Annotated in this window: 16 protein-coding genes; 8 read left to right on the top strand and 8 right to left on the bottom strand. The window is 47.7% G+C overall.

The annotated features are described in order from the left end of the window. Nucleotides 1–285: 285 nt before the first annotated feature. From J7439_RS11150 to J7439_RS11140, 3 genes are all read left to right on the top strand, one after another. On the top strand, nt 286–1,500 hold the full coding sequence (locus J7439_RS11150; RefSeq protein WP_209201891.1) for an aspartate aminotransferase family protein: 1,215 nt from the start codon (nt 286–288) through the stop codon (nt 1,498–1,500). A gap of 198 nt (nt 1,501–1,698) precedes the next feature. After that, on the top strand, nt 1,699–2,961 hold the full coding sequence (locus J7439_RS11145; RefSeq protein WP_209201890.1) for a hydrolase: 1,263 nt from the start codon (nt 1,699–1,701) through the stop codon (nt 2,959–2,961). A 109-nt stretch (nt 2,962–3,070) separates the two neighbouring features. After that, nucleotides 3,071–3,886: a DUF1338 domain-containing protein gene (locus tag J7439_RS11140; protein WP_209201889.1), complete on the top strand. Its 816-nt coding sequence runs from the start codon at nt 3,071–3,073 to the stop codon at nt 3,884–3,886. A gap of 264 nt (nt 3,887–4,150) precedes the next feature. On the opposite strand, the gene J7439_RS11135 is transcribed toward J7439_RS11140, so the two are convergent. The 5 genes from J7439_RS11135 to J7439_RS11115 all read right to left on the bottom strand — a co-directional run bounded on the left by J7439_RS11135 (nt 4,151) and on the right by J7439_RS11115 (nt 11,079). Then, a complete protein-coding gene (locus tag J7439_RS11135) occupies nt 4,151–6,061 on the bottom strand; it encodes an acyltransferase family protein (RefSeq protein ID WP_209201888.1) in 1,911 nt (636 codons plus the stop codon). Nucleotides 6,062–6,154: 93 nt separating this feature from the next. Continuing rightward, the gene (locus J7439_RS11130; RefSeq protein WP_209201887.1) at nt 6,155–7,573 is read right to left on the bottom strand and encodes a lipopolysaccharide kinase InaA family protein; all 1,419 of its coding nucleotides are present in this window, start codon (nt 7,571–7,573) and stop codon (nt 6,155–6,157) included. A gap of 33 nt (nt 7,574–7,606) precedes the next feature. After that, on the bottom strand, nt 7,607–8,407 hold the full coding sequence (gene rfaP / locus J7439_RS11125) for a lipopolysaccharide core heptose(I) kinase RfaP (protein ID WP_209201886.1): 801 nt from the start codon (nt 8,405–8,407) through the stop codon (nt 7,607–7,609). Then, a complete protein-coding gene (locus tag J7439_RS11120; RefSeq protein ID WP_209201885.1) occupies nt 8,408–9,547 on the bottom strand; it encodes a glycosyltransferase family 4 protein in 1,140 nt (379 codons plus the stop codon). A 470-nt stretch (nt 9,548–10,017) separates the two neighbouring features. Next, nucleotides 10,018–11,079: a hypothetical protein gene (locus tag J7439_RS11115; RefSeq protein WP_209201884.1), complete on the bottom strand. Its 1,062-nt coding sequence runs from the start codon at nt 11,077–11,079 to the stop codon at nt 10,018–10,020. A gap of 410 nt (nt 11,080–11,489) precedes the next feature. Here J7439_RS11115 and astA point away from each other — a divergent pair, with 410 nt between their 5' ends. Genes astA through astB form a run of 3 tightly spaced genes read left to right on the top strand, consistent with a single transcriptional unit; the run spans nt 11,490 to nt 15,429 of the window. Then, nucleotides 11,490–12,545, top strand: coding sequence for an arginine N-succinyltransferase (gene astA, locus J7439_RS11110; RefSeq protein ID WP_209201883.1), 1,056 nt, complete (start codon nt 11,490–11,492; stop codon nt 12,543–12,545). A gap of 25 nt (nt 12,546–12,570) precedes the next feature. Continuing rightward, nucleotides 12,571–14,052, top strand: coding sequence for a succinylglutamate-semialdehyde dehydrogenase (gene astD / locus J7439_RS11105; protein ID WP_209201882.1), 1,482 nt, complete (start codon nt 12,571–12,573; stop codon nt 14,050–14,052). Nucleotides 14,053–14,088: 36 nt separating this feature from the next. Continuing rightward, nucleotides 14,089–15,429: an N-succinylarginine dihydrolase gene (gene astB / locus J7439_RS11100; protein ID WP_209201881.1), complete on the top strand. Its 1,341-nt coding sequence runs from the start codon at nt 14,089–14,091 to the stop codon at nt 15,427–15,429. A 126-nt stretch (nt 15,430–15,555) separates the two neighbouring features. Here astB and J7439_RS11095 read toward each other — a convergent pair whose 3' ends face one another. The 3 genes from J7439_RS11095 to J7439_RS11085 all read right to left on the bottom strand — a co-directional run bounded on the left by J7439_RS11095 (nt 15,556) and on the right by J7439_RS11085 (nt 19,138). Continuing rightward, nucleotides 15,556–16,197: a glutathione S-transferase family protein gene (locus J7439_RS11095; protein WP_209201880.1), complete on the bottom strand. Its 642-nt coding sequence runs from the start codon at nt 16,195–16,197 to the stop codon at nt 15,556–15,558. A 181-nt stretch (nt 16,198–16,378) separates the two neighbouring features. Then, the gene (locus J7439_RS11090; protein ID WP_209201879.1) at nt 16,379–17,071 is read right to left on the bottom strand and encodes an RING finger domain-containing protein; all 693 of its coding nucleotides are present in this window, start codon (nt 17,069–17,071) and stop codon (nt 16,379–16,381) included. A gap of 426 nt (nt 17,072–17,497) precedes the next feature. Beyond that, the gene (locus J7439_RS11085; protein ID WP_209201878.1) at nt 17,498–19,138 is read right to left on the bottom strand and encodes a hypothetical protein; all 1,641 of its coding nucleotides are present in this window, start codon (nt 19,136–19,138) and stop codon (nt 17,498–17,500) included. Nucleotides 19,139–19,775: 637 nt separating this feature from the next. Here J7439_RS11085 and J7439_RS11080 point away from each other — a divergent pair. Both J7439_RS11080 and J7439_RS11075 read left to right on the top strand, forming a co-directional pair. Beyond that, a complete protein-coding gene (locus J7439_RS11080) occupies nt 19,776–21,185 on the top strand; it encodes an aq_1923 C-terminal domain (RefSeq protein WP_209201877.1) in 1,410 nt (469 codons plus the stop codon). Between the two features lie 722 nt (nt 21,186–21,907). Continuing rightward, nucleotides 21,908–22,597 carry a hypothetical protein gene (locus tag J7439_RS11075; protein ID WP_209201876.1) on the top strand — a complete coding sequence of 230 codons (690 nt, stop codon included), beginning with the start codon at nt 21,908–21,910 and terminating at the stop codon, nt 22,595–22,597. Nucleotides 22,598–22,677: the final 80 nt, after the last annotated feature.

Below are 22,677 nucleotides of genomic sequence, written 5' to 3'. Positions count from 1 at the left end.
CCATAGGCTGGACAATTTTTGGCGGCCTGCTGGTATCACACTGCTGACTCTGGTAGCAGTACCAGTACTTTATTACCTGTTCAGCAAAATGCAGGGGAGAAACGTATAAGAACGAAAATATACCCGTACAAACTCTTGAGGCTTGTGTAGAATTACTCGTATAAATTATAAAAGCGGGCTTTAGCCATTTGAGCAGCTATCCGAACAGGAATGAGCCGTTCGAACTACAGAGAATCACCGAAGCGGTAGAATTTCCCGGGCCCACTATAACCAGGAGGTAATAGCATGTTAGAGCACGCCGTCGATCGTTCAACCTTTAATCAGGTTATGGTTCCCAATTATGCGCCCCAGGCCATGGTGCCTGTGCGTGGGAAAGGGTCACGAATCTGGGATCAGGAAGGGAAAGAGTATCTGGACTTTGCCGGTGGCATCGCCGTCAATGCTTTGGGACATTGCCACCCGGCCCTGATTGATGCCCTGAAAAAGCAAGGTGAAGAACTGTGGCATCTGAGTAATGTTTATACCAATGAACCGGCTCTTGAATTGGCCCAGCAGTTAATCAACAGCACCTTTGCGGACAAAATCTTCTTCTGCAATTCCGGTGCAGAAGCCAATGAAGCGGCGTTTAAACTGGCCAGAAAGTACGCGTACGATAACTTTGGCCCGGAAAAGCATGAGATCGTCTCCTTCTACCAATCGTTCCATGGCAGAACACTCTTTACAGTGACCGTAGGCGGACAAAAGAAATACTGTGAAGGCTTTGAGCCGGTTCCCGGCGGTGTTCTGCACACCACCTACAACGACCTTGAGGCACTCAAAGCCCTGATGTCTGACCGCACCTGCGCCGTGGTCGCTGAGCCTATCCAGGGTGAAGGCGGGGTTATTCCTGCTGACCCTGAATTTATCAAAGGGGTCAGAGAGCTCTGTGACCAGCACAATGCCCTGCTGGTTTTGGATGAAGTCCAGTCCGGTATGGGCAGAACCGGCCAACTCTTTGCCTACATGGGCCTTGGTGTAACACCGGACATTCTGACCAGCGCCAAATCCCTTGGCGGGGGCTTCCCGATCGGTGCCATGCTAACCACCAACAAAGTGGCGGAAAGTTTTGGTTTTGGTACCCACGGCAGCACCTACGGCGGTAACCCACTGGCCTGTGCCGTAGCCCTGGAAGTGATCAAAACCATTAATGACCCACAACTGCTTAGTAACGTCAGTAAAAAGCATGACCGCTTCCGGAAGCATCTTGAATCCATAAACAGCAAATATGGCATCTTTGCCGACGTGCGGGGTAAAGGCCTGCTGATTGGTGCTGAGCTGGTCGAGAAGTATCACGGAAAGGGTAAAGACATTCTTGCCGCTGCAGCAGACGAAGGGTTGATGCTGCTGGTTGCCGGACCCAATGTCCTGCGCTTTGCACCATCACTTATTATCCCTGATGAAGACATTGATGAGGGTATGGCACGGCTGGAAAGAGCGGTTGCTACCGTGGTTTCCGCCTGAGGGTCTTTCAGGTATAAAAGCCTTGAACCACAAAGACACGAAGACACAAAGGAAGTTTCGTTTGCCGAGCACAGCTCAGGCAATCCCATAAAAAACTTTGTGTCTTTGTGCCTTTGTGGTTCCCTTCTTTTTAAGGCCTTTCGTAACACCCTCTGCGCGGGAATGCATACCCGGACTAAAACAGAAAGAGAATATCGTATGGTTAAGCCAGCAAAAACGCTTCCCCCTGAAATTCTCCCCTGGCTGGATTTACTCAATAATCAACATGATGAAATGCTGGCCAGAACCATTGAACTGGCAGAAATAAATTCCGGCAGCCTCAACCGTGACGGTGTCAATCAGATTCTGGAAAAACTTCTGAAGCTGACCTCAGGTTTATCAAAAGACTATGAACGCATACCTGTAAACCCATGGGAAGTAATAAACGACAGCGGAGAAATCATTAAGCACCCACTAGGTGATGCATTAAGGATTCGCAAACGCCCCGAAGCACCTCTTCAGGTCTTTCTGTGTGGCCACATGGATACGGTTTTTCCAAAAGACAGCCCTTTTCAAAAGGTCCGCTGGCTGGATGATGACACCATCAATGGCCCCGGAGTGACTGATTTAAAAGGCGGCATTCTGGTAATGCTCAAGGCGCTGGAAGTGCTGGAGCAAAGCCCATGGGCTGAACAGATCGGCTGGGAAATACTGTTTAACCCGGATGAAGAAATTGGCTCTCCCGGCTCAGCCCCCCTGATTCAAGAGGCTGCACAACACGTCCATCTGGGCATGATCTTCGAACCCTGCTTTCCCGATGGCAACCTGGCCGGACAACGCAAAGGCAGTGGTAATTTTACCGTGGTCAGCCATGGCAAAGCGGCTCATGCAGGCCGTGAACATCACCTGGGACGCAATGCCATTCGTGCCCTCTGTGATTTTGTTGCCGCCATGGACGACCTGAATGGTCAACGACCGGGAATCACCTTTAACCCCGGCTACATTCATGGTGGCGGCCCGACCAACATTGTGCCTGATCGCTGTATTCACAAGTTTAACATTCGCCTGGAACAGCCGGATGATGAACAATGGTGCCTGGAAAAGCTGAACGAGATCATCGAAAGCATCAATCAGCGTGATGGCATTCAATTGAAACTGCATGGCGGATTTACCCGCAAACCCAAAGTGCTCAGTCCTGCCAATAAACAGCTGCTATCAATGGCAAAAAACATCGGGCATGAGCTGGGTATTCCTCTGGACATCAAACCGACGGGCGGTTGTTGCGATGGTAACAACCTTGCCTCAGCAGGGATTCCCAATATCGATACGCTTGGGGTTCAGGGAGGAGCGATCCACAGTGATCAGGAATATTTAAACGTCAGAAGCCTTGTGCCAAGGGCCAGGCTCAGTGCGGCATTATTATTGAGTCTGGCCCATGCCAGCGCCTCGGGAGAAAATATGAACTGGTTAAAGAGCGATTAATGACTCATTCTGTTATGGATAACCTGAAAAGCCGGTCATTTCTGAAGACGACCTGAAGTCATGGCAAAATTCCGGGTAAAAATGACTGATTCAACACGGGAGCATCAACATGCAACTCACTATCCAGCAACTATTGGACGCCATGTGGCAGGACTACCTTGCCCTGACCCCCGATGCTAAACCGATTCACCAGCTCTTTGCCGATCTGAATCACGGTCAGGTAATCAACGACCATATCGCCCTGCGCACCTACAATATTGAAAAAGTGGCACTGAATAACCTCGCTCTTCCTTTTGTTGAAACAGGCTATCAACCCGTTGACGACTATCAGTTTCCCACCAAGAAACTTTATGCCCGATATTTTCAACACCCGGATAAAACCCTGCCCAAAGTCTTTATCAGTGAGCTGAAAGTAGAAGAGTTGCCAGACAACTGTCAGGAAATAATTTATGACCTGGTAACGCAGGTACCGGAAGCCACTGTCGCCCATCAGAATTTCTGCTACTCTGGTCGCCCGTGGAGCCTGACCTCTGACCAATACGGAGCCTTGGCAGTAGAGAGCGAATACGCCTCCTGGGTAGCTGCACATGGCTTTCGCCCCAATCACTTTACAGTATCCATCAACCATTTGAGTTCACACCCGGATATTCAAAGCGTCAATCAACTGCTGCTGGATAAAGGGTATGATCTGAATACCAGTGGTGGCCTGATCAAAGGATCGCCGGACGTATTGCTGGAACAATCCTCAACCCTGGCCAAAGCGGTGGACGTGACCTTTGATGACACCACCATGAAAGTCCCAGGCTGCTATTATGAGTTCGCCCGGCGCTACCCAATGGCCAGCGGTCAACTTTACCAGGGGTTTGTGGCGGCTTCTGCGGATAAGATATTTGAGAGTACGGATGTGGCTTCAGGCACCAGATAGCCGGTCAGCCGAGGAACCAACTGGCTATAGGCTATAACATAGGTCTTGACCAGGATAGTAGGGAAATGGCAGTGAAAAAGGCTCATTCGATCGAAATAAGCCCGAAGGTGGGGTATCTTTGAATAAATTCTCTATTTGAGATTACAGCTCTTATTATCAATCAACTCCTTTGCATTCAATACAGGGAATGTATGGGATCATCCGGACAGCCTCCGAACACAGGGACAGTCGCTTGTTGGCCATCCCTGTGAAAAGACCGCATTTTCAGCTGGCAGACAAAGGATTACCAAACTGCTCCAGAAAACGCCGACCAATGATTTTTGAACCGGCATAGTTAAGATGGTTATCATCCCGATAGAGTGGGATACCATCCAGAACCGTATCACAACGCTCCTCGTTGCACATGGCAGAACGGGGGTTAATCCAGCCAACCTGGGGATATCGGGCCTGAATAGTCTCTTTAAAGCGGTAGAAGTTTACCTGCTCACTCTCCACATCAGCCCTTGGCACAGTGCAATCCCGTTGATTCTTCAGCAGACAGTAGGCAAAACTGTTGGATGGGAGTCGGAATGCATCTTCAATAACCACTACCCTGTGCCCACGCTCGAGCAGCCAGCGGACAATATTCTCAAAGTAGCCCTGATATTGATCGCTGGCCAGATAGGCAGTCCACCAGGCGGATAGAAAAATAGTCATTGGCTCGCCATGATCAAGATAATCCTGCAGAACCTGGTTACGTTTTACTTTTCTCTCATCTCCAGTAGCAACCGTGTCTTCTGCCAGGATAAACGGCGATGAGGCCTTGGTAACCAACAAGGTAGTTATCCCCTGCCGCTTACTGAGTTCCTCGACAAAACCAGCCATGGCTGTTGCATGGGAATCCCCCAGCAACATGGCATCAGGCTTTTTGCCAGGTTCCTTTGCTCCAAGCAGGCAATGTTCACCCTGATCAAAGCTAACAGCATCCCCATCAAAACAGGGATCAAAAATATCTCCGGCATCCTGCTGATTGATCACCCGATACAGTTCACGGTTCTTTTGTGGTATGCGAAAACTGATATCATCAGCGACACGAATCGTCACCTGCACAGCCCAGATAACGATAGCTGGCAACAGCATCATTAACAGAAAAGACTTTTTCAAAGACCAGTCTTTATAACGAAGCTTCGATTCCACAAAGGTATAGCTGAACCAACTTAATACCAGACTTGCAGCAATCAACAACAACTGGTTAGTCAGGTCCAGTGGAATCAACTGATTATTCAGTATTGCTACCAGAGGCCAGTGCCAGAGATAAAGCGAATACGACAAAGCCCCAAGGTAAACCAACGGTGTAGAACCAAGCAGTCGTCCAGCCAGAGCATTACTGTTATTAAGGCCTGCATAAATAACCAAACCGGTACCGAGCACTGGCCACAGAGCGTTATAACCAGGAAACAATGAATCTTTGGTCAATACGAATGCACTGCCAATAATCAGAGCCAGGCCAGCCAAAGAAAGAGCATTGGAAGTCAGGTCATTCAGCCGGGGCAGACGGTTGCCAAACAGAGCCAGTCCGGCTCCCAGCAACAACTCAAACAAACGGGTCGTCAGCAGAAAATAGGCAGAATCAGGTGCAGCGTCAGTACGGTAAATGGAGTAGCCAAAAGTCGCCAACCAAAGCGCCAGAAAAACCCAGGGTGCTGCTGAGCGATTCAAATACCGGTAAACCAGAACCAAAACGGGAGGCCAAAGAAAATAAAACTGAAATTCAACAGCCAGGGTCCAGGTATGCAAAAGTGGCTGAGTAGCTGCGTCTGCAGAAAAATATTTGGCAAACTCGTCAATAAAGTAAAAATTACTGTATCCGATCAGGGAGTAAAGCCAGCTCTTTGAGAAGATATAATACTCTTCATCCATGTAGATAGGCGAGATCAGCAGAAAAACAACAAACGACATCAGCAGTAAAGCCGGTATCAATCGCTTTATACGTTTGCTGTAAAAATCGCTGAATAAGAAAGTACCTGCTGAAAGCTGTTTCATTAGCAGGTTACTCATAACAAAGCCAGTTATTACAAAAAATACATCAACACCAACGTAGCCACCGCTGATAATACTGAACTGAAAATGATAAAGCAGTACGAGGGCTGCGGCGATAAAACGGAGGCCGTCGATGTCTGGGCGGTATTTATACATCTTAAATAGATATCACACAGGCGTTAAATCATAGTTACTACTGCGAGAATTGCCGAGTAATCTTTTTGAATAGAAATGACTGCTTTAGGGCATTTAGCGGCAAAAAAGTCCTGCTGCAATTGAGTGCACAGGCCAGTTTCTATTAAATCTTTCTCGATCTTTATTCAGCAATTTCTCTGATTTTTCTTCAGAATTTAAAATAACCGTCTGATCCAGATCAATGACCAGAAGACGGTGATCAGTAAGCATAAAATTAGTCGCCTTCATATCCCCATGAAACACCAATCCTTCCTTAAGGGTTGACAGTATTTCAATCAGAGCCTGAGCCCTTTTTTCTGCTTCCGGGGTAATTTCTGTCAGGCTGTTGAAGTAATGCAGTGCATCCTCTGCCTCAACATACTCCGTGACCAAATAGCTGCATGTTACAAAGGGCCCAAATCTATGCTCCAGTAAAGCTAACGGCTTTGGAGTATCAATTCCCAGCAGGCGCAGCAGGTAATGGGCTGCATACCAGGCATTTCGGGCACGGGATTTTCTGAAACCACGGAAAAACTGGTGCAGCCACCCTTTTGTGCTTTTATAGCGTTTAACAAACACTTTTTTACCATCATCCAGGGTAACGATGGATACTGTGTTAGTGCTGCCCCTTTTCAGAACATGACCAGCATTGATAAACCTGTCTGGTGACGCCAGACATGTGGTTAATGCTTCACTGAGTTCTACTCTGTCTATCACCTGAAATTTGCGAAAGCCGGACTCTGCGACAAAATCGGTACAGGTCCTGAATACTTTTTCCAGATAACGCTCCCGCCACTTTCTTCTCTTCCGAATAGCTTGGGCAAGGCACTGTTCGTCTATCCCGTCGAGAGGATGGATAGATTGATAAGCAGGCAGACACTGAAGAGAAAGATGATCAAACCGTGGGAACAGGACAGAAAGAAAAAAGGCCAGATTGTCCAGCGCCGCTGATTGAGAAATCTGTACACTCTCTCTGTGAACACCACCACCATCAATCAAAAACAACGTCTGATCCACTATCAGGAAATTATCCAGATGCGGGTCATTATGAAGGATATTGTACTGATGCAACTGGCCGACTGTTTCTACGACCTGCTTAAGCAACGCCAGGCGTTGATCATCACTGAGATTCGTCTGCCATACTTGCTCAAGAGATTGGCTGTCCTCAAGAAATTCGGTAGTTAACAGGCCAAAATCCTGAAGCTGCCGGGTTTCAATCAGAGCCGGAGTATTAATTCCTGCATCGGCAAAGCTTTTAAGGCCCGCGAGTTCACGCTGCAAATGTCGTGTCGCTGAACTTCCTGTAAAGAACTTTGCCAGAACAGTTGCACCGTCCACAATCGCTCTGACTACTAACCGTTTGCCTGGCAGAAAACGCAATACCGCATCAATCAGGATCTGCTGCCCGTGAATATCCAGAATAGAACCATTCCGGGGCGCTTCTTTCAGGTTCGTCAGCTCTTCCAGTGTGTATGAAAGTTTCCCTGTGGTCATTCCCTTCTCTCAAATAACGTCGAATACAACCGGTTACTGTCGTGCTTTTCTGGCCATGCGCTGATAAAGCTTGTGGGCTTTTCTGGTAATCTTCAGCCACATGGGTAAATGCCGCTTTAATGCTTCTCTTAATGGCAGGCCGGTATAGGTTTTGATAAAACGAAAGATATCCCTTTGGGTGATACTAATGTCCATGGCTGAATAGTAGAGTCCGGAAAGGTCCTTGATCACCCAACGTAAAGGTGTGGAATCTCGCAACTGGGCTCGATGGAGGTCAATCAGATAAAATGTCAAATTGTCCGGATCCGGTATCTGCCGGTCAGGCATCATAAAGTGACAAAGATAATAATCCCGATGATTAATACCATTGCCGTGCATTTTTTTACTGATCTCTGCCAGCTTATCAATCATGGCCAGTTTTAACCTGAATGCCGGTGGCTTCACTGACCAGGGCTTACAAAAATCTTCCAGCGTGATCATATCCCTGAGTTCTTCAGTGACCAGAAACGAACGCCGGGTTGCGGGATTGCTGCCAGTTTCGCCAAAAGCTACCGGTGTCATGGTAGTGATCCCAATGTCGTGCAACCGGTTCAACGCTTCCCACTCATTGCGGGCACCCAGCACCGGTTTGCGTAGACGAATAAGGTTTTCGATGATTTCAAACCACCCAACACCACCATGTACTTTGGCAAAATACCCCTGGCCATTCAGCTCAAAACGAAAGGTTCTCCGTGCTTCCAACGCCCGATAGACGTCACCATCCATGTTTTCCAGCAGCTGCTGAGGATCCTTGCCCTGCCAGGCTTTGTTAAAGTCATCTCTCAGATAAAGCACTCAGCAAGCCCCCTCTGCCCACTTCTTTTCTGCCCGGACAATAATCAGCTCTGCTGCACACTGGGGCAGGCTATACAAATCTGTAGTTTTACTGAAGTTAACAGCGTTCTCAGACCATTGTTTGCGCTGTTCAGATAACAACATCTCACTGACTGCCTGATTTAGCGCATCCTGGGAAAAGGGTGAACGAATTACCCGCCCGGCATCAGCCTCAAGAATATAATGGGCATAACCACACACATCCGTCGTTAATACCGGAAGCCCTGCTACCAGAGCTTCCAGCAAAACGGTCCCGGTGTTTTCGTTGTAGGACGGGTGAATCAGCAGGTCGGCTCCCAGAAGAAATCTTGGAATATCATCCCGGCCTTGAAAAAACTGAATCTTGTCAGTAATGCCCAGGTGCTTTGCCATCGCCAGAAAAGGTTTCTGTTTATCCTGACCAATAATAAAGAAACGAGTGGACTCGTTAAGTGGTTCAGGCAGCGCAGCAATGGCTTTCAGCGCCCGGTCCAGACCTTTGGTTCTGAACCCCGAGCCCACCATCAATACCAGCCGGTCATCATTGCCAAGGCCGAACTCCTGTCTGAACGCCTCTCGAATAGTGTCCGCATCCGCTGGCCGACAGCGATCTTTTGCAATACCCGGCGGTAGCAGTTGCAGGCGTTCATCGGGTGTCTGGTAATAGCGTTGAAACTCAGGTTTTTGCAGGGTAGAAATCAGCAACGAAACGGTTTTGCTGTCTTTGCCAAAAACCGCTGCTTCCAAAGCACAGTACTGTCTGTAGCGGGCGCTCAGTTTATAAAGCCAGAATCTGCTGTCTGATTTGGCTTTATAACAGGTGTCTGCGGCATAATAGATATCCAGTCCGGGCATTTTATTAAAACCGGTGAGGAGCACCTTCGGCTCGCTGCTCAACGACTGCTGTACCTGCTGACAGAAGTCAGCCATCTTTTTGTGATTAGTCAGCCCTTTAACCGGCAGTAGACGTATATCAAAACCGTCCGGTCTATCACCTTGCCAGCTTGTGGTATAGACACGGATACCATATCCACGATGTTTGCACTCACTGGCTATTCGCAGAAAGTCCCGCTGCAGTCCGCCATAGGGAAAATATTTATACAGTGCAAAAGCAAGTATCATGATGTCACGCTGTCCTGAAACAATCAGCCGAAGAGCCTGTCAGACTTAAGTCCGACAGGCTCCGAGAGTATCCGTTGGAGGATCGACACCCAAAAGCACACTTCCCCCACGCTACCGCCCGTCGAATTTAAGGCGCTATACCGAAACAGCCTGATTCAGATATTTGAAGCCCCCAGCACACTGGATTGTTAAACAACCATCAGGGTTAACCTTTGGCTTAAACCGCTCAGACAGGCCCTACATATAAAACCTGATATGTATTATGTATAACAACTGCATAAGCAGCTATATCACAGTGAAATGGGCTGGTATTTAATGACATATGGTCAGTCAAGTGAAGCAAGGGATTCTACCGCTATCGCAGATCATTGCAATAAGTGGAGAGACTGACACCATTAACCTGATACCAACCTTTGCCTCCTGCAAATAGAGGTCTGAAAGCTGTATTTACCTGTGTTTTTATTATCGCATCAAGCCGCAGATACAAGGTCAGCATTGTCATTAGCTCTTCTCAAACGTGCCGCCGCCCGATCAATCTCATTGATATCCTGATCCCTGTAGCGTTCATAATCATTCAGGGCCTGTCGGTAGCCGGCTCCAATCTGCTCAGGCGTCAGTTCACCCTCAGCCGGTAACCCCAACAAATTCCGGTCTATTCTCTCTTGTTCCTGAGCCTGATGAACCAGCCTTGCCTGAAGCTCCTGCCTTTTTGCTTCCCGCAAATCCCGCTGCGTGACAAATCGATATAATTGTTCCTGAGCGTGTTTGACCAGACTCACCTCCCGGTCAAAGAGTTCTTGCGGTAGTCCAGACTGCGCTTTCTCATGGCAACGGGCTTCTGCCGCCTGATATATAGTGTCTTTGGTAACTGCCTCTATATCCTGATGAATACTCAGTAGCTGTATTGCTGCACCGATATTCTCGGGAGGTGGCATGGGAAAATAATTCGACGACTCTGTGTTCCCAACCAACCTGTCTCTGATAGAGCGATTAATAAAGCTATCTTTATGGTAAAGACGCCCCTCATTCATTTCATGATTGGAGAGAAATACAAAATCCAGGGCTACCTTGGCGCATCCCAGAAACCTCAGGCTAAAGGCAATGCCTGCGGCTACCGCTCCCGTAGCCAGAATACTGTAGGGAGACAGAGTGATTAACGAGGTGAAAAAACCAAGTAAGCTGCCATAGACCCCACCAACCACCATTCGACTGCCAAAATACGTCAGTTTATTTTCATCACAGCGTTCTCCCTGAAACGGCAAGTGTCTCAGCCAGCGAAAGCTCAAAAAATCCCCAAGAACAGGCAGATCCTCTACCGGGAGTCTGTCTAATAGTACGGGCAGGCGATCCGTTGGAAACTGATCCCTTGAATAATATCGCAGTACGGCCTCCCCTATCGCTTCACAAGCCATAATAATGATGCCGGTCAGGGCCGATTTAAGAATGATCGGCAAGGCCATCATACCAACCATAAAAGTAGCGCCAGCCATTGCCCAGACAGCGAGATAGCCGGCCCAGTTGAATGCGTCCATAGCATGCCACATGCTCGTTTCTACGGCACAGACAACCCTGCTAAACAGCGACTTACAACGCTCAGTAAAAGAGAAGGGGTCTTTTGTTATATAGGTTCCATCAGGCTCGCCAGGTGCAATACTGCTACTGGCAGTTGCAGGCTGTACAGAAGAGGGCTCACTCGGCTCACAGGGCCGTGGAACCACAGGCAAAAGAACGGGTGACTGAATCATAGGTGTTTTTGGTGAACTGTTTTTACCACTAACAAAGTGAGCGAAACGGTATCATTTCCTGAATTATTGAAACTAAACTATAGGTGCATTTTTTCTCTTTGCAGGGTCTTTCCATCAATAAAAGTTGAGGTAACATTTCCGGGTCTCTTTGTGTCGCGATAACTAACTGACTATTAAAACAAAGGCAAAGTCTGACTATGATTGTTATTCGTCCCATTCATGAGCAGGATCGTGAGGCCCTCTGGCAAATCGCCAACCAGACGGGTGCCGGATTCACCTCCCTGCAACCTCACCGTCCCATGGTTGATAATAAACTGGCATGGGCACTCACCTCCTTTAAGCAGGCTTCGCTGGCAGCATCGCAGGAAGCAGGTACTTCTGCCGCAGAACCGAAAAATAATCTCTATCTGTTTGTGATGGAAGATACCGAAACCGGTCAGGTTATGGGCACTGCGGGTATTGAGTCCGCCGTCGGACTTGAGGCTCCCTGGTATAACTACAAGGTGAGTAAACAGGTTCATGCCTCACAACAACTGGATGTCTACACCATGGTGGACACCCTGATGCTCTGCAGTGACCATACCGGCTTTTCAGAGCTTTGTACGCTCTTTTTGCTGCCGGATTATCGTCACTCCAAAAACGGTACGTTTCTTTCCAAGAGTCGCATGTTGTTTATGGCAGCCTTTCCAGAGCTGTTTGCTGAAGGCCTCTTTGCAGAAATGCGTGGCTACTGTGATGATCAGGAATTTTCCCCTTTCTGGGAAGCCCTTGGGCGGCACTTCTTTGCGGTGGACTTTGCCGAAGCTGATCGCCAATCCACCGTCGATAAAGCGTTTATTGCCGAGCTGATGCCTCGCCATCCAATCTACACCAATTTGTTGCCGGATGAAGCCAGGGAGGTCATTGGTGTTACCCATGAAAGCACAACGCCTGCCCGACATCTGCTGGAATCTGAAGGCTTCTACTACACTGGCTATGTGGATATTTTTGATGGAGGTCCGCTAATGGAAGCCAGAGTCAAGGATGTACGCTCAGTAAGGGATTCTCGACAGTACAAAGTTAAAATTGTTGAGAACAACACAACGGATCAGCGCCGCTGGCTGATGGCCAATAGTGAGTTGAAAGATTTTCGCTGCATCATGGGCAATCTTTCCTACGAAGGACTGGAGTTTGTCATGATCACTAAAAAGCAGGCATCAGCGCTTAACATTGAAGAAGGCCAATTGCTGCGGGTAGTGCCTCTATCCAGCTAGTCAACGAATTGAGAGGATTAAGACCATGTCAGACACAAATGAACAACAATGCCTGTTTATCAATGGACAGTGGCTTAAGGCAAATGGTAAACCCTTTTCATCCGAAAATCCGGGAACAGGCACTGTGCTCTGGCAAGGAGCCAGTGCCACCGCAGAGCAAGTAGATCAGGCAATAAGTGCCGCCCGGGAAGCCAGTCATCATTGGGCCTTTCGCCCATTTCAAGAACGAGAGGCGTTTATTAAGGCGTTTGCCAGTGAGCTGGAGCAGAATAAAGAGGCTCTGGCAGAAATCATTGCCAGAGAAACCGGTAAGCCGCTCTGGGAAGCCAAAACGGAAGCGACTGCTATGGCTGGTAAAATCGCCATTTCAATAAAAGCCTACCATGAGCGAACGGGGACCGTTGAAAATGCCATGCCCGTAGGAAAAGCCGTGATTCGTCACAAGCCACATGGGGTTGTTGCGGTATTTGGCCCCTACAACTTTCCGGGCCACCTTCCCAATGGGCATATTGTTCCCGCACTGCTGGCTGGCAACACCGTGGTTTTCAAGCCCAGCGAGTTAACACCGGCCGTTGCGGAATACACGATAAAACTCTGGCAGCAGGTGGGAATACCCGACGGAGTTATCAATCTGGTTCAGGGAGAAAAAGAAACTGGCATCGCTCTGGCCGGGCACGCCGGTCTTGATGGTCTGTTTTTTACCGGCAGCTCAAACACCGGCAAGATGATCCACCAGCAGTACGGCGGACAGCCGGGTAAAATTCTCGCGTTGGAAATGGGCGGCAACAATCCGCTGATTGTCACCGAGATGGCAGATATCAAAGCCGCAGTACACGACACTATTCATTCAGCATTTATTACTGCCGGTCAGCGCTGTACCTGTGCCCGCCGACTTTTTATTCCCGCGACGCCCTGGGGGGATCAGTTTGTTGATGCGCTGACTGTAGCGGCAGCCAATATCAAAGTAGGTCAATGGGATGATCAAGAAGCGCCTTTTATGGGAGCGCTTATCTCTGAAGCAGCGGCCAAACAGATATTGTCAGCCCAGGAAACGCTGCAAAAGCTGGGCGGCAACAGCCTGCTTTTATCAACTCATCTTCAAGCGGGAACCGGGTTAGTATCTCCGGGTATTATTGATGTGACCAATATCAAAGACCTTCCCGATGAAGAATACTTTGGCCCACTGTTGCAAATTATTCGTTACGATCGTTTTGAAGATGCCGTTGCAGACGCCAATAACACCCGTTTTGGTCTCTCCGCCGGATTGTTCAGTGAAGCACCAGAGCAGTACCAGTTCTTTTTGCAGAGAATACGTGCAGGTATCGTTAACTGGAACCGGCCAATCACCGGTGCCAGCAGTGCCGCACCTTTTGGCGGCCCCGGTGACAGTGGCAACCACCGCCCCAGCGCCTATTTCGCTGCCGATTACTGCGCCTACCCGGTGGCCAGTGTTGAGTCGGAGTCACTGAGTATGCCCAAAGAACTGGCACCCGGGCTTGATTTGTAAACAGCCCCCATGGACTCAATGGTGAAGTAGTCAATAATGAAAACAATAGAAGCCAACTTTGACGGACTGGTCGGCCCTACCCACAACTATGCAGGGTTATCCCAGGGTAACAAGGCCTCAATCCATTATGCGGGCAAAGTAGCAAACCCAAGGGAAGCGGCTCTCCAGGGTCTGGAGAAAATGAAGGCGCTCAGTGAACTGGGCTTTGTCCAGGGTGTGTTAGCCCCTCAGGAGCGCCCGGATATTGCCACACTGAGAAGGCTCGGTTTCCAAGGCAGCGATTCACGGGTACTGTCTGACGCGGCGCAACAGATGCCAGCAGTTCTGGCAGCCTGCTGCTCCGCTTCCAGCATGTGGACCGCTAATGCAGCGACGGTCTCCCCCAGTGCGGACTGTGCTGATGGTAAAGTACATTTCACGCCCGCTAACTTAATCAATAAATTCCACCGCTCCATTGAGCATGACGTTACCGGGAAAATATTAAAATCGACGTTTAATAATCCGGACCACTTTGTTCATCATCAGGCTCTGCCATCCACCGAATACTTTGGTGATGAAGGGGCCGCGAACCACACCCGTTTTTGCCATGAATATGGCGAACAGGGCGTTGAATTTTTCGTTTATGGCCGGGAAGCATTTAACCCGCAAAGTACCTCACCACAGAAATACCCTGCCCGCCAGAGTCTTGAAGCCAGTCAGGCTGTCGCGCGCTTGCATCAGCTTGATCCAAACAAGGTGGTATTTGCCCAGCAAAACCCGGCGGTTATCGATCAGGGCGTTTTTCATAATGATGTTATCGCAGTCGGCAACCGCAACCTGCTGTTCTGCCATGAACAGGCATTTGTGGAGCAGGCTGCTGTCTATGAGTCATTAAGAAAGGCTTATGGGTCGCAGGACTTTCATATTGTTGAAGTGGCAGATCAACAGGTTTCAGTAGTGCAGGCAGTTGGGACTTACCTGTTCAATAGCCAACTGCTGTCGCTGGATAATGGCGGAACAATGATCGTTGTCCCCTCTGAGTGTGAAAATGAACCCGCTGTCTGGAATTACCTGCAAAGCATACTCAACGACGCAAGTTGCCCAATTACGGATCTGAAGGTTTTTGATCTGCGCCAAAGTATGAATAACGGTGGAGGCCCGGCCTGCCTGCGACTAAGAGTAGTATTAAACGACCAGGAACTGGCAGCGACCAATCAACATTGTCTGATCAACAACCAGCGCTTTGCCACCCTCAGCCGCTGGGTCAAAAAGCACTATCGTGACCAGTTGTCTGAAAAAGATCTGGCCGACCCGCTGTTACTGACGGAATCCCGAACGGCCCTGGATGAACTGACACACATTCTTAACCTGGGTTCAGTCTATCCATTCCAGAATTAATAGCCTTCAAGCGTATTTAAACAGGTGATGTTTACTTTTCCACCACAAAGACACCAAGGCACAAAGAAAGCTCTTCTCTGTGCCTTGGTGTCTTTGTGGTAAAAATAAAACTTTTTAATCCCGCAATCACTTACCGCCAAACACTTTTTTATCTTCTGCAATCCGGTGCGCCACGGCTGGATGCTGGAAAATCCGGTCAATATAAGCCGACAGCCCCGGATACTCAGCAGAGTCAATCTGGACTCCAGCATGGACAAGATTAATAAAGTGACTGGCCAGGGCAATATCAGCCAACTGAACCTCCGCTCCAAACAGAAAGTCAGTTTCCGGAACCTGAGATTCCAGATAAACACAAATCTCTGGCAGTTTGGTTTGTAAAACTTCCTGCACTTTGTCTTCGTCAGCAGGCTGGTTAATCAGCTTCTTGGCAACCCGCTCAAAAAAGACCGTTCCCAGTACCTGAAGCATCGCCGTATCGGCATACTCTTCAAACCAGCGGGCCCTGGCTTTTTCCTCAGGCGTCTTTGGGTAGAGAGCCTGTTCCGGATAACGGTCCTCAAGGTACTCACAGATCACCGAGGAGTCGGCAATCGTCACCTTATCATCTTCCCAGGCAGGAATTTTTTTCAGGGGACTGATTTTTTCAAAGCCTGCCGGTTTCATAAACGGGGTAACCGGCACCAGTTCATAGTCAAGTTGTTTTATTTCGAGAGCCAGCAGTACTTTTCGAACCATGGGTGACAGTGGCACCCCATATAGCTTACTCATGGTCACATCCTCTATGATTATTGTTTTCAACCAACCGCTATCCTACCTTTTACTCCAGCCTTTGCAATATCCAGAAAACCGGAACAGGATCTTTCCGCCCTTATAAAACGAGTCTCTGCGTAATGGGCAGAACACTAAAAAGCCTCTTTCCGGGCAATTTTCTCAGTGAATAGGAGAGGAATCACGGGCACAGATACCTGGTTAAAAGAACTGCTGTACCATTAGACGCTGCTGCCATCCCCCCCCCGGCCATGCCATGGACGCCTGAATTAATAGCAGAGGCAAGAAGGCTGGAATTATCAGAACGTACCAAGGCACCAACAAAGAAGCCGACAAGGCCGGCAACGCCAATGCCAAGGGCTCCGCCCTTGCATATGGAAATAGCCAAACTGTGACGATTTTCGATAGGAGACAGGGGAGTATAACCAGGGGGGATTACAAAACCATTTAAAATAGGTCTGACTGCGATTATGCCGATGGAATATCCTGCCATCGTACAAGGAGCATTCAGCTTATGAGGAAGGATTCGGGCAAAAGTGGGGATCAACCCACCTCCAGTGGTAAAGACCATGCTGCCAATTGCGTAGGGGTTGTCCAGGAAGGTAGTCCTGAAGTACGAGGCAGCAGCTGGCACTGTTCTGATCAAACGTCCGGTTATGGTGATATCTCTGTCATATATCTGAGTGGGGTTGAAGGGTGCCCGGCAGGCAGGGCAGGTCGGGTTGTTGCTTCCCCAGCGAATGATGCACGATCGGCCAAAAACGTGATGACAATTCAGGTGGACTGCATCATGGCCGGTCAGGGAAGTAAAATCTTCCAGACAAATCACACAGCGATTCATACTATTATTGGTAGGAACAGAGCTTATCTCCATCTACATTTTCCTGTTTTGGTTAGCCACACGCTGTTGCTCATTAACTGGGGAAATTGGCAATTTATATACGGATGCTTCTCAATCTGGACATCCTTTCCAGGAAATAGTTCAACGGTGATTCATTATTGCGGTTATTCCGTTTGAAGATATGGATATCTATGAACAAGAAATTAGCAAGGAGGATGCAATCTCAGGGGCAGATCAAGGATGGTTTTTATCGTGATCCATCCTCGGTGTGATATTTGCCAATGGTGAACCCTGTCACTGCACCAATAAAGAACGGTTCATCAGTGCAGAGAGGCCCGGCCGCTAAAGGGATTCCGGCGTAGAACCTGAAAACCGGCAATGGCGGCTGGTACTGATCAGTGATCACTGCATTCACAGGAGACGACTTAACAGGCGCAAAACCATTTTGCTAAAGAATGTCTATCTACTGTCAGTAGATTTTTTATCTTCAAACGATTCAGCAAAACTCCCGGGCGGAGGTGGTGGAGGTGGTTGACTAACTGCACTCGAAGCGTCATCCCCTGACGTTTCAGGCATCATGCTACCCTCTGGCGGGGCTATAACCTTCGTATCTTCCCGCGCTGGAGATAAACCGGAAGCTTTATCAGCTTCTTTGACACTATTTCTCTTATCGTCATCCTTCTTTTTTTCAGCGCCTAACACCACACCAAAGCCTCTATTCAGCCTATGAAATCCTCGTTTATTACCATTGGATTCAGGCACGCCCAGCGTCGTGCAGAGTTCACTCATAATAAGCTGTGAAAAAACTATCATTTCAAAAGCATAGGGGTCATCAGGATTATTGGTCATTAATTCGGTGATACCCAGCACCTCTGGAAGACGACGGAAAGAGTGTTCAGAGAACGTTCCATCCAGAATCACCCTGGCAAAAATTTCCCGGACTAAAAGCCCTTGGTCGTCCAACGCTTCGATCTTCTGAGCCACGGCACGCTGAGACAGGTTTTGAACGTCCATCACGTCACTGCTGTAAGGATCCAGCTCAAGGTATTTATGGGTAGCAACGTCAATGGCCAGTTTTATCGGTTGAGCCATAGCCTCGTCTGTTATCTTTTTACGTACCTGATCTTTCGACGCATTCTGCCAGTCACTGTTTTCGGTATAACAGGCAAACAACGCACGGAATAAACCGACACCATCATCATCCTTCACCTGTAACATGCGGGCGGATGAAGACGGCTCTCCCGATTTATCACCAGAACGTCTGCGAGGATTTGAGCGTTGCGGGCTGGTCCGGGAAGATACCGAGACGCCAGAGTCATCATCACTCTCAGGCTTGCCTTGTAAACGTTGTTCCAACTCCGCCATTAACATCGCTTTGTCATCAAGAATTTCTTCACTGGTGTTTTTTTCTTGCTGATACCAGGCATAACCGAGGTCTCTGTATGCTTTTCTGGCTCTTTCAACCCGTTTCAAGTGATCAGCGTCAAGAAGACTTTCATCCCCAAAAGCTGAATCCCCCTCGTCAGGAACTGTCAATGCCCTCTCAGGATCATTGGTAATTTTAATGGAAGGACTTGGCTTCACTGCCTCGGAAGTACTACGGTGCTCTGGCCTATCGGAAGAATGCTGGCTGCTGCCATCAAAAGACAGGCTGATAATCGGGTATTGTATGGCATGATAGCGAGCCTGGAAGCCCAGAAGCTCTTGCTCGGATGAGCCGGTCTGCGCCAGCTGAGAAAGAAGAGTATTCAATTCCCGCGCACCATCAGTAATTGCCTGTTCGATAAGACCTGCATCATAAGCAGACTGCTTTTCTGATTTCAGCTCATTTACTAACCCCAGAGATCCCTGCAACCATGACTTCAAGTCAGATAAATCCAAATCATCCAGCTCAGGTGGAATTAAACGAACCCGTTGCCCATCAGGTAAATTAAAGGTTACTTTGACATCATTCGACTTATTTTCTTTCAGCTTTTTAATGGCCTTCTTATGCGCTTTTATAAATGCAGTCTTTAAATCGTCATTTGAAAGATCCCATTTGCCATTCATTTCTTCCTTGATTTTTTCCAGTGCAGTTATTGATGCATCTATGTATTTCATCTCCTCCTTTTTTCGGAAGCCTTGTTCCAGTGGCTTATGATCGGCCAAAAGCCTATTCAGATCACGTTTGATTCCTTCTGCCCCCCCCGGTCTATTTTGGGAAAACGTACCTCCAGTAGCATTTGCTGGCTGAATATTGTCAGGTAGTCCACTACTCCTGACAGGGTCATCATTTATGGGAATGCGCTTTTCGGCTGGATGAGGAGAGACTCTCTGTCTGGTTGACGTTGTACCTGTCTCTGCAGTTTCTCCAGCACCGGGATGAGTTGGGTGTACTGAAGGACCAACGGGTGTTCCAGATGGCGGCGAGCCTGGAGGGTTCATAGAAAATCCTTTTCAATCAACGTTGATTCAGTTAAGAGTCCTTTAATAAGTTAGTTTAAAACGCCAACCCTTTACGATGAATATAACAATATTAGAAAAAACAAAACATTAGAAGTGCTTGTTTTTTTGACAAGCAACATACATAAGCCAGAAAAAATTCAAAATGTGACACTTGCTCAGCATCTCACACAGCCAATTAGAAATAAAACATCCATTACTTGATAAACAAAATAATCAAGAACATATTTTTATAAAGGAGTGAATAATCATCAGATATTCACCTTACGTAGCAATACCACATTCAGGTAAGCCTATGATTAATGCCTTGATCAAATTATTCTTTATACCTGTTTTTTTTGTTGGCCCGGCAGCATGGTTTGGATTTAAATTTTATGCTGAAACCCAATTAATAAAAGCAATAGACAAATACAAACCTGGAATATCTGATTACGCAAAGGTTGAATTTGGCTCAGTTAATGTTCACATAACTGGCGAAGTATCAATAACAAAAATAACATTAACACCTAAGAAAATACTCAAAAGTCCAATTACTATAAAAAGATTAACCGTTGTTTTCCCAAGCATTTTGACAATGATGAAGACAGTATATGATGTCAGCGATGGAGAACTCTCAGAGCTGCCTGACTCCCTGCGCGTCCAGTATGATGGAATTCAACTGCCACTGAAGGGTAATGAAGAGTTTTATACCTTTTTCAATGATCAACGCCAGTTACGACTCAAACAAGAGCTGAGCAGCATAGTAGAACCTACCTGTGGTATTGAATATATTATCGGCCTGAATGAATTTCAACAGATGGGCATTGATACACTTATTGACAGACATTTCTGGGAATATAAATATACCCCGGAAAATCAGAAAATGTTTGTTCGATTTGGTATCAGCGCCACAAATCTATACAAGGCATCACTACAGGCAAGCTTTTACAAAAAAGGGTCTCTCGTTATCAAAGACTTTATGCAAGTACCCTCCCTGAGCAATGCTGAACTGACCTATCAGGACGAGGGCCTGATCAGGATGAGCAGCCAGCATTGTGCTAATAGCTCAGGTATTTCCAAAGACGCATACATTAACCGTCTAACCAATCTTCCAGACAGCTTTTACTTCTATAAAGCAGGCATTGTTCCTAATGATGCGATGAAAAATGCCTACATCAACTTTCTGAAAAATCCTGACACAGTGACCATCAAAGCGCATTTCCCCCCCAACTTCCATCCTCAGGCCCTTTCTGTCTATGACACTGAGCTCTGGGTTTCATCATTTAGTCTCACTCTGCTGGTGAACAACAGCCCCGTTTCTCCCTTTGAAATCATCACCCCGGAGCAATTTGGCCCGGCAGGGGATTCAGATGATATGAACATGACGGAACCCTCTTCCAGGAATACCAATCCAAAGGTCAAGAAGGAGTGGCAGTCTCAGCCCGCCCATGGAGAAGCATCCAAAACCTACTTCTTTGTTGATGAACTGCCTGCAACCAATCAGGAACCGGAATTACTGAACCAGCAGTCCAGGGACATTCCAATCTATGAGTTACCAAATCATATTGGTGCCTGGTTAGAGGTTTATGTCGAACCGTCGAAACGTTTCAGCGGAGAACTGCTTGGCGTCGAACGCGAAAGACTGTTACTGAAGGTGCGATCTGCAGGGGGCAGCATCACAATGCCTATTAAGCTCCATCGCATTAAATCGATTAAGGTCCGATAAAAAAGCCCACGTTTACGTGGTACTGATACCTGATACTAGCTATTACTCTGCATCACAACATTCCTTAATACGGCACCTCAGTTTTTGAGGTGTACATAAGCAAGATCGATGATCGTAAAGTTTCCCACGATGTGAAAGAAGCCATCCGCATTGAAAATATTACTAATAGCTATAACAAATAATTATATTTGGCTGAAATAATTATTAGATAAAGTGTTTGCAAGAGAAACTAATGCAAAAAGAAAATGTCTTAAACTGGAATTCAATAATTTGATAATTCAATGGATCACTTTACTCAATTACTTCCATTCGAGGTTGCTTTTAGCGAGCCTTATTCGAGTTCATCTGGCGAGCCTTATTCGAGCTCACAAGAACCAATGCGCCAAGATACCCAAAATGAACAACAGCCGACGTATCAAGGGATACCTGTTCAGGTGCTGAGCGCTCCTTTTCATGTTTACCATAGTCAATCAGACAGACACAACAATAACCCTGATCCATTTGGTTCATTGAATAAATATAATATTGCATTTCCAACTCATGCCGATCAGGAAGCCCCTCATAGAACTGATATTTCTGAGGTTACACAGTCAGGGCTAAATGAATATTCTTTTTGTCATTCTGACACTACCCACTTAGAGGATGCGCTACCTTCAACGCCAGACACCCCCTTTGCTCAGCTGCTATGCATATTGGGGAGCGAGCTTGAGGTTAACGAGCCAATGCCACCGAGCCATTCTGCCCCGGATTATCAGTTTACTAATCTTCCTGACATACTCTCTAACCCACAAAATTCAGAGCCTGTTACTGTAGTTAACCTGCAAAACCAGAACCAGACGACAATTGATAATCAAACGCCCCAGGCAGTAGAAGATGTTAGTGATAACAATTCAGCAGTTGAGCACCAAAAGTGCTATCAGAATTATCCTGATCACTCAAAGCGCAGCAGGGTATGCCAAAGAAAGAGGCCTTATCGGAACGATCCCGCTTATGCAGAGCGCCAGAATGAGAAACAAAGGGAGCGTTACCGCAATGATCCCGATTACGCAGAACGCATAAGGGAGCGCCAAAGGGAGCGTCTCAAAGATCCCGTTTATGTTGAACGCAAAAACAGGCAGCAGAGGGAGCGTTACAAGAATGATCCCGATTACGCAGAACGCACCAGGAAGCGCATGAGGGAGAACATGCGGAAGCGTTGCCAGAATGATCCCGGTTACTCAGAACGCATGAAAAAGCGCATGAAGGAGCGCATGAAGGAGCGTATGAAAGATCCTGCCAAGCTCGAGAGCGATAAGATACTCAAAAGGGAGCGCCAGAGAGAGTACCTTAGGGAATACCGGAGGAAGCGCCGTAGCGAGCTTCACAAAGACCCCTCTTGCGTAGCTATCGCATATACCAATCCCACCATTTAATCATGAATTATGCTGCCATTTTGAACAAGGGGAGGCACCGTTGGAATTCCAGGCCAGGGTATTACGAAGCGATTCTTGAC

Origin of the sequence: Salinisphaera sp. G21_0 (assembly GCF_017744115.1) — a bacterium.
Taxonomy (GTDB): Bacteria; Pseudomonadota; Gammaproteobacteria; order Pseudomonadales; family Endozoicomonadaceae; genus Endozoicomonas.
This window is presented reverse-complemented; position numbering and strand designations above follow the sequence as displayed.